At 64.8% G+C, this 14,848-nt stretch carries 15 protein-coding genes; 4 read left to right on the plus strand and 11 right to left on the minus strand.

All coding sequences use genetic code 11. The features are described from left to right. Positions 1-131 precede the first annotated feature (131 nt). Positions 132-1,307: a PspC domain-containing protein gene (locus tag FZI91_RS03195; protein WP_155937162.1), complete on the plus strand. Its 1,176-nt coding sequence runs from the start codon at positions 132-134 to the stop codon at positions 1,305-1,307. A gap of 43 nt (positions 1,308-1,350) precedes the next feature. Further along, positions 1,351-1,569 carry a hypothetical protein gene (locus FZI91_RS03200; RefSeq protein ID WP_309224144.1) on the plus strand — a complete coding sequence of 73 codons (219 nt, stop codon included), beginning with the start codon at positions 1,351-1,353 and terminating at the stop codon, positions 1,567-1,569. Here FZI91_RS03200 and FZI91_RS03205 read toward each other — a convergent pair. The 5 genes from FZI91_RS03205 to guaB all read right to left on the minus strand — a co-directional run bounded on the left by FZI91_RS03205 (position 1,566) and on the right by guaB (position 8,190). Further along, positions 1,566-1,973 (minus strand): hypothetical protein, encoded by a 408-nt coding sequence (locus FZI91_RS03205; protein WP_155937163.1) that lies wholly within the window; start codon positions 1,971-1,973, stop codon positions 1,566-1,568. The genes FZI91_RS03200 and FZI91_RS03205 overlap by 4 nt on opposite strands. Before the next feature lie 7 nt (positions 1,974-1,980). Continuing rightward, complete coding sequence (gene guaA / locus FZI91_RS03210) at positions 1,981-3,549, minus strand: glutamine-hydrolyzing GMP synthase (protein WP_162526208.1); 1,569 nt, start codon at positions 3,547-3,549, stop codon at positions 1,981-1,983. A gap of 67 nt (positions 3,550-3,616) precedes the next feature. Continuing rightward, positions 3,617-5,362 carry an FAD-dependent oxidoreductase gene (locus tag FZI91_RS03215; protein WP_155937164.1) on the minus strand — a complete coding sequence of 582 codons (1,746 nt, stop codon included), beginning with the start codon at positions 5,360-5,362 and terminating at the stop codon, positions 3,617-3,619. A gap of 93 nt (positions 5,363-5,455) precedes the next feature. Next, a complete protein-coding gene (locus FZI91_RS03220; protein ID WP_155937165.1) occupies positions 5,456-6,592 on the minus strand; it encodes a GuaB3 family IMP dehydrogenase-related protein in 1,137 nt (378 codons plus the stop codon). A gap of 62 nt (positions 6,593-6,654) precedes the next feature. Then, positions 6,655-8,190 (minus strand): IMP dehydrogenase, encoded by a 1,536-nt coding sequence (gene guaB, locus FZI91_RS03225; RefSeq protein ID WP_155937166.1) that lies wholly within the window; start codon positions 8,188-8,190, stop codon positions 6,655-6,657. A gap of 153 nt (positions 8,191-8,343) precedes the next feature. Between guaB and FZI91_RS03230 the strand changes: the two genes are divergently transcribed. Continuing rightward, complete coding sequence (locus FZI91_RS03230) at positions 8,344-8,748, plus strand: DUF5319 domain-containing protein (RefSeq protein ID WP_162526209.1); 405 nt, start codon at positions 8,344-8,346, stop codon at positions 8,746-8,748. A gap of 16 nt (positions 8,749-8,764) precedes the next feature. Here the strand turns inward: FZI91_RS03230 and FZI91_RS03235 are convergent, their stop codons facing one another. The 3 genes from FZI91_RS03235 to FZI91_RS03245 form a co-directional block, all read right to left on the minus strand. After that, a complete protein-coding gene (locus FZI91_RS03235) occupies positions 8,765-10,114 on the minus strand; it encodes an anti-sigma-D factor RsdA (RefSeq protein ID WP_162526210.1) in 1,350 nt (449 codons plus the stop codon). Further along, on the minus strand, positions 10,107-10,685 hold the full coding sequence (locus FZI91_RS03240) for a sigma-70 family RNA polymerase sigma factor (protein WP_155937167.1): 579 nt from the start codon (positions 10,683-10,685) through the stop codon (positions 10,107-10,109). Before FZI91_RS03240 ends, FZI91_RS03235 begins: the two co-directional genes overlap by 8 nt. An 89-nt stretch (positions 10,686-10,774) precedes the next feature. Next, on the minus strand, positions 10,775-11,602 hold the full coding sequence (locus FZI91_RS03245) for a hypothetical protein (RefSeq protein ID WP_155937168.1): 828 nt from the start codon (positions 11,600-11,602) through the stop codon (positions 10,775-10,777). Between the two features lie 361 nt (positions 11,603-11,963). Here FZI91_RS03245 and FZI91_RS03250 point away from each other — a divergent pair, with 361 nt between their 5' ends. Further along, the gene (locus FZI91_RS03250) at positions 11,964-12,254 is read left to right on the plus strand and encodes a WhiB family transcriptional regulator (protein ID WP_155937169.1); all 291 of its coding nucleotides are present in this window, start codon (positions 11,964-11,966) and stop codon (positions 12,252-12,254) included. 60 nt (positions 12,255-12,314) lie between these two features. Here the strand turns inward: FZI91_RS03250 and FZI91_RS03255 are convergent, their stop codons facing one another. The 3 genes from FZI91_RS03255 to groES all read right to left on the minus strand — a co-directional run bounded on the left by FZI91_RS03255 (position 12,315) and on the right by groES (position 14,824). Then, positions 12,315-12,656: a DUF4333 domain-containing protein gene (locus FZI91_RS03255; protein WP_155937170.1), complete on the minus strand. Its 342-nt coding sequence runs from the start codon at positions 12,654-12,656 to the stop codon at positions 12,315-12,317. Between the two features lie 73 nt (positions 12,657-12,729). Further along, entirely contained in the window at positions 12,730-14,349 is a 1,620-nt protein-coding gene (gene groL, locus FZI91_RS03260; protein WP_155937171.1) for a chaperonin GroEL, read from the minus strand. A 175-nt stretch (positions 14,350-14,524) separates the two neighbouring features. Next, the gene (gene groES, locus FZI91_RS03265; RefSeq protein ID WP_005056050.1) at positions 14,525-14,824 is read right to left on the minus strand and encodes a co-chaperone GroES; all 300 of its coding nucleotides are present in this window, start codon (positions 14,822-14,824) and stop codon (positions 14,525-14,527) included. Positions 14,825-14,848 lie beyond the last annotated feature (24 nt).

The raw sequence follows: 14,848 nt of genomic DNA on the forward strand, positions 1-14,848 counted from the left end.
TGGGACTCACCTCTGCGATCCTGCCATGGCAAAGCTCCTTACGACATCGGGCTTATCCCTGAACCCCGTCTTGCAAAGATCAGGGTGAATCCCGATGGTGGATATGCCCGCCGCTGGGCAACATAGCTGCCATGGACACGGATACGACCACCAAACGGACGCCATCCTCCACGCTGACAGACATGTGGCGGACCCGGCCGGTGCGCCTGCCGGGACACGGCAAGCTTGCCGGTGTTGCCGCCGGAATCGGCTACCGCTACAACGTGGATCCGCTGCTGGTACGTGTAATTTTTGTGGTCACAACGATTTTCGGTGGCGCGGGCGCCATCATGTACGTGGCGTGCTGGCTGCTGATGCCCGCCGCCCGATACACCACCCCGTATCACGAATCCAAGGTGAAGATGGTCTTCTGGATCATCGTCCTGCTGCTCATCGGCGGGCCCTTCATGGACCCCGACCGAGACCCATGGGGACTGGTCAGCGCCGCAGTCCTGCTCGGCGGCTGGTATCTGCTCTACCAGCGCCAGACCGAACCTCCGTCAGCCCCGGCGACCACGTCGGCCAGTACCGATCAACCTCCCGCCACCGAGGATGATCGGTCAGAGACCACAACCGAACCGGTCGACACAAGCAAGCTGGAGACCGAATCACTGTCTGCACCCCTGCCGCCGCCCGCCTGGGATCCGTTACGGGCCGCCCCCTTCGCCTGGGATCTGCCCAATCCGGAACCCTTGCCCGCGCCGCCGGTCAAGCCCAAGTCGCGCGTAGCACCAGTGACCATTGGAGCGGCGATCATCGTCTGCGCGGTGCTGGTGGCCGTCGGGCTGCTAGGCGGCAGCTGGGTGACTCCCATCGTGATCGCCGCGGCAGCCCTGGTCGTCCTCGGCATCGGCATGCTGGCTGGGGCCCGACGACGCCACGGCTACTCCCTGCTCTTCCTGGCGGTGCCCCTGGCCGGTTTTGTCATCGTGGCATCTGCGGTGGGCCAACTGGACGTGTCGCACAATATCGGTGACCAAAGTTATCGTCCTGCAGAGACTTCCGATATCCAGAGCGACTATCAGATTGGCATGGGCACCATCACCCTTGACCTCACCCAGGTCAAGCTCGCCGGCGACAAGACAGTGAATCTGCGCGCCGGACTTGGCGATATCCGCGTGCTGGTTCCGGCGTCTATGAACGTACACAGCAAGTGCGAGGTGAACGTCGGTAGCTTCGACTGCCTACCTTCGCCCGCCGGCAACGGTCCAGCACTGACTATCAACGCCAAGATCAACGTGGGAAGTATTGAGGTGCAACGTGTCTAAGAACATCGAAGAAACCACCGCCGGCGCCGACACTAACGCCACGGTGAAAAACGAGCCCGCAGTCACTGCCGACGAGAAGCTCCGTCCGTCCATCCTGCTCGCACTGTCCGGGCTGGCCGCATTGATCGTCGGAGGCTGGGCGCTCACCGGTCAGGGATTCGGCGCTCTGGTGCGTAGCGACCTGCTCGGCTGGGTGGCCATCACCGCGGCGGTCGCCATCGGCGTTGCACTGGTGGCAATTCCGGCCCGTCGCAAGGGCTAGGTCGTCGATAGCTTCCACTGTCCGTACAACTGCATCATCAGCTCATCGACTTCGTCGTAGAGAAGCCAGGTATCCGACGCCTCGTAGGTTGAGCCATAGGACGAGAGAGCCGGCAGGCCGCCATACCGCTTCAGATACGTCTTGTACATCGCCTCAGCGAACGCATTTCCCTCGCTGTTGAGCATGAACGGGTCGATCTGATTGACGCAGTGGTCGCGGAGATATTCACCCGGCGTGATTAACCGCCCGCTGAGCTCACTCAATCCGTCGGTCTGCGCTGGGCTCAACATGTCATGCAAAGCAAGCCACGCCATGAACATCCCGATATGAGTGCTCGCCGCTTCATACGGCAGGCCCAGGTCGCCTACCGAGTCGTAATGCCACCCAGCGTCGTCGTAGGTCAACGAAGCGTCACTCCCATTCGATGGTGCCGGGTGGCTTGCTGGTGATGTCCAGCACCACCCGATTCACCTCGGGAACCTCATTGGTGATTCGGGTCGAGATCCGCTCCAGCACCTCGTACGGCAGCCGAGTCCAGTCCGCCGTCATGGCGTCCTCGCTGGACACCGGCCGCAGCACGATGGGATGCCCGTAGGTCCGGCCATCGCCCTGTACCCCGACCGAGCGGACGTCAGCCAACAGCACCACCGGGCACTGCCAGATATTGCTGTCTTGACCGGCGGCGGTAAGTTCCTCGCGCGCAATGGCATCGGCGCGCCGCAGGGTATCCAGCCGATCGGGAGTGACCTCCCCGACGATCCTGATGGCCAAACCCGGACCCGGGAAGGGTTGACGGCCAACGATTTCCTCGGGCAGCCCCAGCTCGCGGCCCACCGCACGGACCTCGTCCTTGAACAGCAGCCGCAGCGGTTCCACAAGAGTGAAAGTCAGATCCTCGGGCAGGCCGCCCACATTGTGGTGGCTCTTGATGTTGGCGGTGCCACTGCCACCCCCGGACTCGACGACGTCGGGATACAGCGTGCCCTGGACCAGGAACTCGATTCCCTCGTCCGAATCGCCGACGACATCGGAGGCGGCACCCTCAAAGGATCGAATGAACTCGCGGCCGATGATTTTGCGTTTGGTCTCCGGGTCGGTGACGCCCGCCAATTCGCCCAAGACCGTCTCCGCGGCGTCGACGATGACCAGCCGGGCCCCGGTCGCCGCCACGAAATCGCGCTCCACCTGGGCCCGTTCACCGCTGCGCAAGAGCCCTTGATCGACAAACACACAGGTCAGCCTGTCTCCGATGGCGCGTTGCACCAGCGCCGCGGCCACCGCCGAGTCCACTCCGCCCGATAGTGCGCACAGTGCTCGTCCATCGCCGATCTGTGTGCGGACCTTTTCGATGAGCGTCTCGGCGATATTGGCTGCCGTCCAGGTGGATTCGATGCCCGCGAATTCATGCAAGAAGCGGCTGAGCACCTGCTGTCCATGCGGTGAATGGAGCACCTCGGGGTGATACTGGACCCCGGCCAATCGACGCGAGCGATTCTCGAACGCCGCCACCGGAGCGCCCTCGCTGCTGGCGACCACGGTAAAACCTTGTGGTGCTTCGGTTACCGCGTCGCCGTGGCTCATCCACACTGGCTGCGAATCGGGCAGACCCTCGTGCAGGTCGCCGCCTGCAACACTCAGTTCGGTGCGGCCATACTCGCTGGTTCCGGTATGGGCCACGGTTCCGCCGAGCACCTGCGCCATCGCCTGAAAGCCGTAGCAGATTCCGAAAACCGGAATGTCCAAATCGAATACACCGGGGTCGAGCCGCGGCGCGCCCTCTTCATAGACACTCGATGGGCCACCGGACAGCACGATGGCGCGGGGGTTGCGCGCCTTGATCTCGTCGATGCTCACCGAGTGCGGGATCACCTCCGAAAACACCCGCGCCTCACGCACGCGACGCGCGATCAGCTGCGCGTACTGTGCCCCGAAGTCGATGACCAGAACCGGTCGGTCGCCATGCTGTTCCGTTTGCGCCACGCCCTGGAGTTTAGTGGCGCTGGGGGCACGCCCCCACCAGTGGGAGGTATCTCCACCCCCTTGGGGACTAGCTGACCGACCTCACCGGTTCGATCGGTAGCTGCCGCAACGCACCGGGCGCGCCCGCCGGCACCACAGGATGCGACGGAGGCACCGGCGCCATGCGCTGATAGGGCAGACCCTGCTCCGGGCGCAGATCCAACTCACCCTTGTTGGGCCACATGGACGCCGCCCGCTCGGCCTGCGCAGTGATGCTCAGCGACGGGTTGACGCCCAGGTTCGCCGAGATCGCCGCACCGTCCACGACGTACATGGTCGGGTAGCCGTACACCCGGTGGTAAGGATCGATGACGCCATCCTCCGGATCGGTGCCGATGACGGCCCCACCCAGGAAGTGCGCGGTAAGCGGGATGTTGAACAGCTCGCCCCACGTGCCACCCGCCACACCGTCGATCTTGGCGGCGAGTCGCCTGGTGGCCTCATTACCAGCCGGAATCCAGGTCGGGTTGGGCTCGCCATGGCCCTGCTTGCTGTCGAGACGCCGCCAGAACAGCGTCTTCTTCGTGAACGTGGTGATCGAGTTGTCCAGGTGCTGCATGACGAGCGCGATCACGGTCCGCTCACTCCACTGCGTCACGTTGAGCATCCGCAGAGTGCCCCTCGGGTCGGCACGGGCGGCCTCGATGAGCTGGCGCCACCGCGATTTCTCACCGTCACCGTCGGTCATCAGGGTCTGTAGCAGGCCCATCGCATTGGAACCCTTGCCGTAGCGCACCGGCTCGATATGCGTGTCGCTGGTCGGGTGGAACGAGGAGGTGATAGCCACACCGTGAGTGAGGTCCAAATCGTCCTTGTACTCCAAACGCCCTGCGCCGACAATGGATTCGGAGTTAGTACGGGTCAGTACACCCAAGCGCTGCGACAGCCTGGGCAGTAAACCCTTGTCCTTCATATCGAACAACAGGTTCTGTGTGCCCCAGGTCCCGGCGGCCAGCACCACGTACTTGGCGGTGTAGGTCTTGCGCTGCTTACGCAGCCACCGACCGGTGGTTTTGGTGGACACCCGCCACACACCGTCGCCACCCTCTTCCACCGCTGTAACAGTCGTGAGCGGAATGACTTGGGCACCTGAGGATTCGGCCAGCCCGAGGTAGTTCTTGACCAGAGTGTTCTTGGCACCCACCCGGCATCCGGTCATACAAGAACCGCATTCGGTGCAGCCCACCCGGTCGGGGCCGGCCCCACCGAAGTACGGATCGGGCACCTTGACCCCGGGCGCCTTGGTGCCGTCCGGCCCGAAGTAGACACCCACCGGCGTCGCGACGAACGTGTCGCCGGCACCCATATCCTCAGCGACCTCCTTCATGAGCCGGTCGGCATCGGTGAAGGTGGGGTTCTGCACCACGCCGAGCATCCGCTGGGCCTGCTCGTAATGCGGGGAGAGCTCCGCACGCCAGTCGGTGATGCCCTTCCACTGTGGGTCTTTGAAGAACGGCTCCGGCGGCACATACAGGGTGTTGGCGTAGTTCAGCGAACCACCGCCAACCCCGGCGCCCGCCAGGATCATGCAGTTGCTCAACAGATGGATCCGCTGAATCCCGAAGCACTTGAACATCGGCGCCCACAGGAACTTGCGCAGATTCCACGATGTCTCGGCGAATTCCTCGTCCGTGAAGCGACGACCGGCCTCCAGGACGCCTACGCGGTAGCCCTTTTCGGTCAACCGCATGGCGGTGACGCTCCCGCCGAATCCTGATCCGACGATCAGGACGTCAAAGTCGGGTTCTGACTGGACTGCTGCCGGTGATGACATCGTTGGCCTACCTCCGCGTGGTCACGTTACCGACCAGTATGGAATACAACGAGGGGGGTAATGTAAATTAGGTCACCCTAAGTAGACACATGTCTAAGAGTTGACGGTCAGGCCGACCTTCTGAAACTCCTTGAGATCGCAGTATCCGGACTTGGCCATCGAACGACGCAGCCCACCAACAAGATTCAAGGTGCCGTACGGATCATCGGACGGCCCGGCAAGCACCTCGCTCAGCGGCGGACGCTCCCCCACCGCCACCTGCAGCAAGGCACCACGAGGCAACGAGGGGTGCGCGGCGGCGTTCGGCCAGAACCATCCGTCGCCAGCCGCCTCCCGCGCGGTCGCCAATGGCGTACCCAGCACCACGGCATCGGCGCCACAGGCAATGGCCTTGGCGAGGTCTCCGGACGTGTGGATATCGCCGTCGGCCAGGACATGTACATACCGCCCGCCGGTCTCGTCGAGATACTCACGCCGCGCGGCGGCGGCATCGGCAATGGCCGTTGCCATAGCGACGCTGATGCCCAGCACCTCCCCGCTGGTCGTCGCGCCCGCAGTCTGCCCGTAACCGACGATGACACCCGCGGCCCCGGTCCGCATCAGGTGCAACGCGGTCCGGTGATCGATCACTCCGCCCGCGACAACCGGGATATCCAGTTCGGAGATAAAGGTTTTCAGGTTGAGAGGCTCACCGTCACGGGCCACCCGCTCGGCGGAGACGATGGTGCCGTGGATAACCAGCAGGTCGATCCCGGCGGCAATCAGGTGCGGGGTGAGCAGTTGCGCATTCTGCGGGCTCACGCGCACCGCAGTGGTCACACCCGCTCCACGTACTTCGGAAATGGCCGCCGCCAACAGCTCGGGATCGATTGGTGCCGAATGCAATTGCTGCAACAGACGAATCGCGGCCGACGGCTCCGGCTCCTTCTCGGCGACCTCGACCACCTCGGCGATGCGTGCCTCGACATCGGCGTGCCGGCCCCACAAACCTTCACCGTTGATGACGCCGAGCCCGCCGGCCCGGCCGAGTTCGATGGCGAAACGCGGCGATACCAGCGCGTCGGTGGGGTGAGCCACCACCGGAATCTCGAAGCGGTAGGCGTCGAGCTGCCACGCCGTCGACGCATCCTGCGACGAACGGGTCCGTCGCGACGGGACGATGTTCACATCATCGAGTTCGTATGTGCGACGGGCTGTTCTGCCCATGCCGATTTCCACCAGATCACGCATGTTGAGGTTTCCTCCCGGTCAAATCGTGCGTCGAGGCCTCGGGCACGATAGCCCGTTCTCGCCTATCGCACGTAGTAGTTCGGCGCTTCCGCCGTCATGGTGATGTCATGCGGGTGGCTTTCCTTGAGACCCGCCGCGGTGATCTGCACGAACTGTGCGTGCTGCAGCTCTTCGATGCTGGACGCCCCGGTATAACCCATGGCCGCCCGCAGCCCGCCCGTCAGTTGATGCATGACCGTCGACAAAGGACCGCGGAACGGGACCCGGCCCTCGATACCCTCAGGTACCAGCTTGTCCTCGGACAGCACGTCGTCCTGGAAGTAGCGGTCCTTCGAGTAGGACTTACCGGCTCCGCCCCCGGCGCCCCTGCCTTGCATGGCGCCCATCGACCCCATGCCGCGGTAGCTCTTGAACTGCTTGCCGTTAACGAAGATCAGCTCACCGGGCGACTCGGCGGTACCGGCCAGCAGCGACCCAAGCATGGTCGTGGATGCGCCGGCCGCGAGCGCCTTGGCGATGTCGCCCGAATACTGCATGCCGCCGTCAGCGATCACGGGAACACCTGCCGGATGACAGACCGACGCAGCCTCCAGGATCGCGGTGATCTGGGGTGCGCCGACACCGGCGACCACCCGAGTGGTGCAGATGGAGCCCGGCCCCACGCCCACCTTGACCGCGTCCGCGCCGGCTTCGATGAGCGCCGCGGCGCCCGATCGGGTGGCCACATTGCCGCCGACCACGTCGACCCGCTCGCCGACCTCAGCCTTGAGCTTGCCGACCATGTCGAGCACCTTGCGGTTGTGCGCGTGCGCGGTGTCCACGATGAGCACGTCGACACCGGCATCCACGAGCGCCATGGCCCGCGTCCACGAGTCATCGCCCACACCGACCGCCGCACCGACCAACAGTCGGCCGTCGCTGTCCTTGGTGGCATTGGGATGCTGCTCGGTCTTGGCGAAGTCCTTCACGGTGATCAACCCGGTGAGCCGGCCCTGGCCATCGACGATGGGCAACTTCTCGATCTTGTGGCGCCGCAGCAGCCCCAGCGCCGCGTCGGCGGTCACGCCCTGGCGCGCCGTGATCAGCGGCGGCTTGGTCATGACCTCGGCGACCGACTTGGACAGGTCCGCCTCGAATCGCATATCGCGGTTGGTGATGATGCCCACCAGCGATCCGGCCTTGTCGACCACGGGCAGACCCGAAATCCGGAACCGGGCACAGAGAGCGTCGACCTCAGCGAGGGTGTTCTCCGGCGAGCAGGTCACCGGGTTGGTCACCATCCCGGCCTCGGAGCGCTTGACGGTCTCGACCTGACCAGCCTGGTCCTCCAGCGAAAGGTTGCGGTGCAGCACACCCATACCGCCGGCGCGTGCCATCGCAATGGCCATCCGAGCCTCAGTCACGGTGTCCATCGCCGAGCTGACGAGCGGGACGTTCAGCCTGATCCGCTTAGTCAGCTGTGACGAAGTATTGGCACCGTTCGGCAGCACATCGGATGCCGCGGGCAGCAACAGCACATCATCAAAGGTCAAACCGAGCATGGCAACCTTGTGCGGATCGTCGCCGCCGGTGTGGACGGACCCTGCCGCAATGGTCATTCAAGCCTCCAAGCCAGATGGTGGAGTGGGAAGAAGTAGCTCCATCCTATCGGCTCCGCTCCGCTGTAATCTCCAGGACGCATGCCTGGGCATCTGCTCGGACATGCCCACGTGAGCTGGCGCGCGAACCCGCGATTTGCGTACTCTAAGGGTGTGCGCGACCACTTTCCTCCAGGATTGCCACCGGACCCGTTCGCCGACGATCCCCAGGATCCGTCGGCGGCGCTCGATGCCATCGAGCCGGGTCAGCCGCTCGATCCGCAGGAACGAATCGCGGTCGAAGAAGACCTAGCGGATCTGGCAGTTTACGAGGCGCTGCTGGCCCACAAGGGCATCCGCGGTCTGGTGGTCTGCTGTGACGAATGCCAGCAGGACCACTATCACGACTGGGACATGCTGCGCGCAAACCTGCTGCAGCTACTCGTCGACGGCACCGTCCGCCCCCACGAGCCGGCCTTCGATCCCGAGCCTGAAGCGTATGTGACCTGGGATTATTGCCGCGGGTACGCGGACGCCTCACTCAACGAGGCGGCGACGGACCGCGACGGATTCCGCTGATCGATACGTTCTCGGCCTATTCGCCGGAGTGCGTACCCGATCCATGTCCCTGATTCGACGACCCACCCCCCGGGTTGGCCGGTGCCACCGGCACCGACGTCATTGCCGGCATGTGCCGCGACGGGCCGTCAGCACCAGAACCCGTGTTCCCGGGGTAACCGGGCACGATCCCGGATCCTGCGTTGCTGGGTGCTTGATAGGTCGGCACCGGGTTATCGGGGGTGCGGGTAATCGGTGACGGCGCTTGGATCGTCGTTGGCGCGGTAATGGTGGGGCTGTCGCCGGCTCCACGCGCGGTGGTGACGATGGTCACCCCATCGGGCGTGGTGGGGACGGTCACAATGGGCGCCGTCGAGGGCGGAGTCGTACCGGCAGTCGTCGCCGGCACCGAGGTGGACATGCCGGGCGTCGAGGGCGGAGTCGTCGTCTCCGACGGCATCGACGTGGGAACGCTGGTCGACGTTGCAGTCGGTGTCGAACTCGGCGGTGTCGAACTCGGCGGTGTCGTCGTGGCCGACACACTGGTCGACGTCGAGGCCGAGCTGGTCGATTCGGTACTCGGCGTGCTCGTGGACGTCGAACTCGTGGACGTCGAACTCGTGGTCTCTGACGACGGCGTGCTCGTCGTCTCGGACGTGGTGGCGGTCGTCGACGTAATCGAGGTAGTCGAGGTGGTCGAGCTCGTAGTGGACGCAATCACGGGCGGCGACAGCATGATCCGCGGCGTCACGCTCACGCTCTCCGGCGGCACCGTCGCCTCGGGGTTCTTAGCGTCGATCCTGACCTCGGCCTGCTGCACCCGGCTGGCCAATTCGGCCTTCTGCTGAGCATCGCCGACCTCGTTGACGCGCGCGGCAGCCACCCCCAACTGCTGCTGCGCACCATCCCAATCACCCTGGGAAATAAGCTTTTCCACCTGCGCAAGCTCGGTCTGCGCCGAGAGCACCACAGGATCGTTTCGCACCGTCGGGCCCGCACCGAACAACGAGGAGCGCAGCCCATACAACGCATCGCCCGGATGCGACTGGTACACCGCCGCACCGAATCCGCCGAACAGCAGCGTCACCGCGGCTGCCGACCCCACCGCCGTGGCCAACAGCCGAGAGCGACCGCCGCCACCACGCAGCGCATTACGCGCCTGCCCAAGCGTGGGCTTCGCGGGCATCGGGTCGCGACCGACGTCTTCGCGCCACGCCGCCAGCATCATCGCCACGGCGTACTCATCGGAATCAGAGGTGGCCACCGGCAGATCGGCCGCGATGGCGTCGATCATCCGATTGGTGCGCCGCAGCGCCGCCAGGTCCTCGGGCCCGTCGTCGTTCGGCCAGCCCTGCCCGCCCGGGAACCATCCGCGTCCATCAGCCACGGTGATCACCTGCCCGGGACATCTCTGCCTTCAGTTTCTGCAATGCCCTGTGCTGAGCCACTCGGACGGCACCGGCGCTACTTCCCACCGCGTCAGCGGTCTCCTCGGCGGACAGCCCGACGACGACACGCAGGATGAGAATCTCGCGCTGCTTCTCGGGCAGTACCTCCAACAGGGCCTGCATCCGTCGCGCAGATTCGGAGTTCAACGCCTCCTGCTCAGGCCCGGCATGACGATCAACCTGCTCGGGAAGGTTCTCCGCCGGATCAGACTTGTCCCGGGACATCGCCCGATGCGCATCGGCCACCTTGTGTGCGGCGATGCCGTACACAAACGCCAGGAACGGCCGTCCCTGATCCCGATAACGAGGCAGCGCTGCGATCACCGCGAGACACACCTCCTGCGCAACGTCGTCTGCAGAGAGACCACTTCTTTCCGCAGTACCGACACGTGCGCGGCAATAACGCACCACGACGGGTCGGATGGCACTAAGTACCTCGGAAAGCGCGTCGCGATCGCCTTTGACGGCAGCAGCAACGACGTCGTCGAGCCCGCTCTCCGTACTTGTCATCGACTGCGCATTCCCCAGTGTTACGTGTGGTGCACCGCGGTGGTGCTGTCACCTAGGACAATAGCGTTGGACGCGACAAGGCAGCGCATTTAGTCCACCACCTCAAACCGCCAGTGCCCGCCCGCATGGGCTATCCAGCCGGCACATTTGCTGCGAATAGCAACGAGGTTTTCGCGAGCCTCCTCGGCCGCCCCGGGTGACGGCAGACCCGCCAGCATCGCCGCCAGCGCCCAGCGCAGCGGCACCAAACCATTGATGGTCGCAGCCTGCAGCCCGGCCGCCGCGACGGCCGCCGACTCATCGAAATCACCGGCGCTGCTGAGCGCCGCGGCGAGCACCATCGCGGTCTTGACCTGGTGTCTTACCGACGGTACGTCCTTTGCGAGCCGCTGCGCCGTGCGGGCATGCCGAAGCGAACGCGGGCCGTCGCCGGACACCATCGCCAGCTCGGCACGCACCCAGGCCATCCGCAGCGGCAGACGCCATGGCCAACGACCATCGCCATGGGCGGACAACGGCTCCGCCCGTTCCAGTAACGCGTGAGCAAGGTCGAACCGCGCCAGGCCCAACGCATCGGCCGCCAACCCGATAAGCGCGTCAGTGCGTGCCTCCGCGTCCGTGCCGGCGCCTGCCAACGCTCGGCCATCCATCCCGCGGGCCTGTGCATGCCAACCGAGCTGACGCACAAGCGACGCGCGGGTACTCAGTGCCAGCGAGGTCAACCGGTCAGGGCCAGACACAGAGATGGAGTCCAGTTCGGCATGCGCCGCCGCGTAGCGCCCTGCTCCCCCCAACGCCACGGCACGCAGCCAGGCGTCCTCACGCGTCGCAGCGCGCGGAAATGGCCAGATAGCTGGTTGCGGTCCGAAGGCGGCATCGATCAGCACGGCTGCCGCAGCGGTTCGAGAAGTCACCATGGGAGCGGTCACGGTACCAATTTCCCCAAATATGGCGTTAACAGTTGATGCAGCGGATGTTAAATCGACGTCAACGGCTTACGTAAATGCGCACCCAACGCAGCATTAAGAAAACGAAAAGGCCGCGGCCAAAACCCGCTGACCACGCTGATGAGCGACCGCTATGTGCCAACCAAGAGCGAAGACGATGAACGTGATGTTAATTCTGGACCTGATGGCGTGATGTTGCCATGATCATCGCCTATTGACTGGATTTCAGCCGCGCACCTACTTTATGTACACCGCTTGTCATCGGCGACACGTCTGGTGCTACTTCACTCACGCGCAGGTTGAATGCGCGCGCAGCGAGAGGGTTAACGACATGCCGCAGCCACAGCAATTGCCTGGGCCCAACGCAGATATTTGGGATTGGCAGATGAAGGGCGTTTGCCGAGGAGTTGACTCATCGGTGTTCTTCCATCCCGACGGTGAACGCGGCCGTGCCCGCGCGCAGCGCGAGATGAAGGCCAAGGAGATGTGCCGGGCATGCCCGGTGCTGGTGCAGTGCCGGACACATGCGCTGGCAGTCGGCGAACCGTACGGAATCTGGGGCGGGCTCTCGGAGGCCGAACGGGAGCTGATACTGCGTCGCGGGGTACGCCGCACCGCCTGATACCTATCGCAAACATCGGGCCCCGCACCAGGTGATGCCGGGGCCCGATGTTTGCGGAGACTATGCGGGCGAACTCGCCGGTTGGTCCTCGACCTTCCAATTGAAATAGATCTGCGAGCCCTGCACATCGGTTGTCGTGACCGTGACACCGATGGTCTTGCCGTCGCCATCAACAACCGTGCACCGCTGCGTCGCACCCTTCTCGCCACGCAACGCCCCCTCACACGTGGAGCTGGAGATCGTCACACCGGTCTTGTTGTGGATCCCGTCCTTGAGCCCTGCCTCCAGCTTCGATCGGGCGAGTTCGGTGGTCGACGACCCGAGACTGAAATGCGCCCCACACCCTGAGATCAACAGCCCGGCCAGCGTCAGCGCCGCCACGAGCGGCCGGTGAGTGCTCATATGCCTAGTAAACCTCCGGAGCGACGAAAACGCCCCAGGTCCGTACGGACCTGGGGCGTTTTTGACGCGCTATCTAGTGGGCGTGACCGTGGTGGCCGTGCCCGTGGTCGGCCGCCTCGGCGGGCTTTTCCACGATGCTGGTCTCGGTCGTCAGGATCATCCGCGCCGCCGAGGCCGCGTTGATGACGGCCGAGCGGGTCACCTTCACCGGGTCGATGACGCCGTCCGCGATCAGGTCGCCGTACTCCAGCGTCGCCGCGTTGAAGCCGTGCCCGGCGTCCAGCTCGACCACCTTGCTGACCACGACGGCTCCGTCCAGCCCGGCGTTGGCGGCGATCCAGAACAGTGGCGCCGACAACGCGGCTTCGAACACGTCGACACCCTTGGCCTCGTCACCCTTGAGCTCGGCACGCAGCCCGTCCAGCGCGGAACGCGCCTGCACCAGGGCGCTACCGCCGCCGGCGACGATGCCCTCCTCGACGGCGGCCTTGGCTGCCGCGACGGCGTCCTCGACGCGGTGCTTACGCTCCTTGAGAGCGGTGTCCGTGGCAGCGCCCACCTTGATGACGGCGACGCCGCCGGCCAGCTTGGCGAGCCGCTCCTGAAGCTTCTCGCGGTCCCAGTCCGAGTCCGTGGTTTCGATCTCGGCCTTCAGTTGTGCGACGCGCGCCTTAATGGCGTCCTCGGTACCGCCGCCTTCGACGATGACGGTCTCATCCTTGCTCACCACAATCCGGCGGGCGGTGCCGAGCACCTCGATGCCCACCTCGCGCAGCGACAGACCCACATCGGGGTTGACCACCTGCGCGTTGGTGACGATCGCCAGATCCTCCAGGAAGGCCTTGCGTCGGTCACCGAAGAATGGTGCCTTGACCGCAACGGCCTTGAGGGTCTTGCGGATTGCGTTGACAACCAGGGTGGAAAGCGGCTCGCCTTCCACATCCTCGGCCACGATCAGCAGCGGCTTGCCCTCCTTGGCCACCAGCTCCAGGAGCGGCAGCAGGTCGGGCAGCGAGCTGATCTTGTCGCGGTGCAGCAGCACCAACGCGTCTTCCAGGATCGCCTTCTGATCATCAAAGTCGGTCACGAAGTACTGCGACAGGTAGCCCTTGTCGAACTGCACACCGTCGGTGATGACGAGCTCGGTGTTGATGGTCGAGGACTCCTCGACGCTGACCACGCCGTCCCTACCGACCTTGGTCATGGCCTGGCCGACCAGCTCGCCGATCTCCGGGTCACGCGAGGACACCGTGGCCACCTGTGCGATGGCGTGCTCACCGGATACCGGTGCGGCCACCGTCAGCAGCCGCTCGGACACCGCGTCCGCGGCCCGGGCGATACCGGCGCCGAGCGCGATCGGGTTGGCACCCGCGGCCACATTGCGCAGGCCGGCGCTGACCAGCGCCTGGGCCAGCACCGTGGCGGTGGTGGTGCCGTCACCAGCGACGTCGTTGGTCTTGGTGGCCACCGACTTGACCAGCTGGGCGCCCAGATTCTCGAACGGGTCTTCCAGATCGATATCCCGAGCGATGGTGACGCCGTCGTTGGTCACGGCGGGGCCGCCGAATGCCTTGGCCAGCACCACGTGCCGTCCGCGGGGACCGAGCGTGATCTTTACCGCGTCGGCCAGCTTGTTGACCCCGGCTTCCAGGGCGCGGCGCGCGGTCTCATTGAATTGGATCAGCTTGCTCATGTGTTCTCTCTATTCGGCTATTGCGCACCGAGAAGGCAGTCAGGCACAGATTCCGGTTCGATGTCGAACCTCGCATCTGCACCTTGCAGCCTTCTCGCGGACAGGTCTGGGTAAAACGCGTGCCGCCCCGGAAATCGCCTGCAGCGCAGGTCGTTTCCGGGGCGGTCACACGGTATTACTTGCTAACGACAGCCAGCACGTCGCGAGCCGACAGGATCAAGTACTCCTCGCCGTTGTACTTGATCTCGGTGCCGCCGTACTTGCTGTAGATGACGACATCGCCCTCGGACACGTCCAGTGGGATCCGCTTTTCGCCATCCTCATCCCAGCGGCCGGGGCCAACTGCGACGACGGTGCCTTCTTGCGGCTTCTCCTTGGCGGTGTCCGGGATGACCAGACCAGAAGCAGTCGTGGTCTCGGCCTCATTGGCCTGCACGAGGATCTTGTCCTCGAGTGGCTTGATGTTCACGGCCACAGTGATCCCTTTCCCTCTCAGGGT

Origin of the sequence: Mycobacteroides sp. CBMA 271, assembly GCF_009729205.1 — a bacterium.
Lineage (GTDB): Bacteria > Actinomycetota > Actinomycetes > Mycobacteriales > Mycobacteriaceae > Mycobacterium.

Excerpts from the sequence above, each read along its gene's own strand:
- FZI91_RS03240 (WP_155937167.1), bottom strand. The coding sequence starts at position 10,685 with ATGACAAGTACGGAGAGCGGGCTCGACGACGTCGTTGCTGCTGCCGTC.
- FZI91_RS03245 (WP_155937168.1), bottom strand. The coding sequence starts at position 11,602 with ATGGTGACTTCTCGAACCGCTGCGGCAGCCGTGCTGATCGATGCCGCC.
- FZI91_RS03195 (WP_155937162.1), top strand. The coding sequence starts at position 132 with ATGGACACGGATACGACCACCAAACGGACGCCATCCTCCACGCTGACA.
- FZI91_RS03220 (WP_155937165.1), bottom strand. The coding sequence starts at position 6,592 with ATGCGTGATCTGGTGGAAATCGGCATGGGCAGAACAGCCCGTCGCACA.
- FZI91_RS03215 (WP_155937164.1), bottom strand. The coding sequence starts at position 5,362 with ATGTCATCACCGGCAGCAGTCCAGTCAGAACCCGACTTTGACGTCCTG.
- FZI91_RS03250 (WP_155937169.1), top strand. The coding sequence starts at position 11,964 with ATGCCGCAGCCACAGCAATTGCCTGGGCCCAACGCAGATATTTGGGAT.
- groL (WP_155937171.1), bottom strand. The coding sequence starts at position 14,349 with ATGAGCAAGCTGATCCAATTCAATGAGACCGCGCGCCGCGCCCTGGAA.
- FZI91_RS03255 (WP_155937170.1), bottom strand. The coding sequence starts at position 12,656 with ATGAGCACTCACCGGCCGCTCGTGGCGGCGCTGACGCTGGCCGGGCTG.
- guaB (WP_155937166.1), bottom strand. The coding sequence starts at position 8,190 with ATGACCATTGCGGCAGGGTCCGTCCACACCGGCGGCGACGATCCGCAC.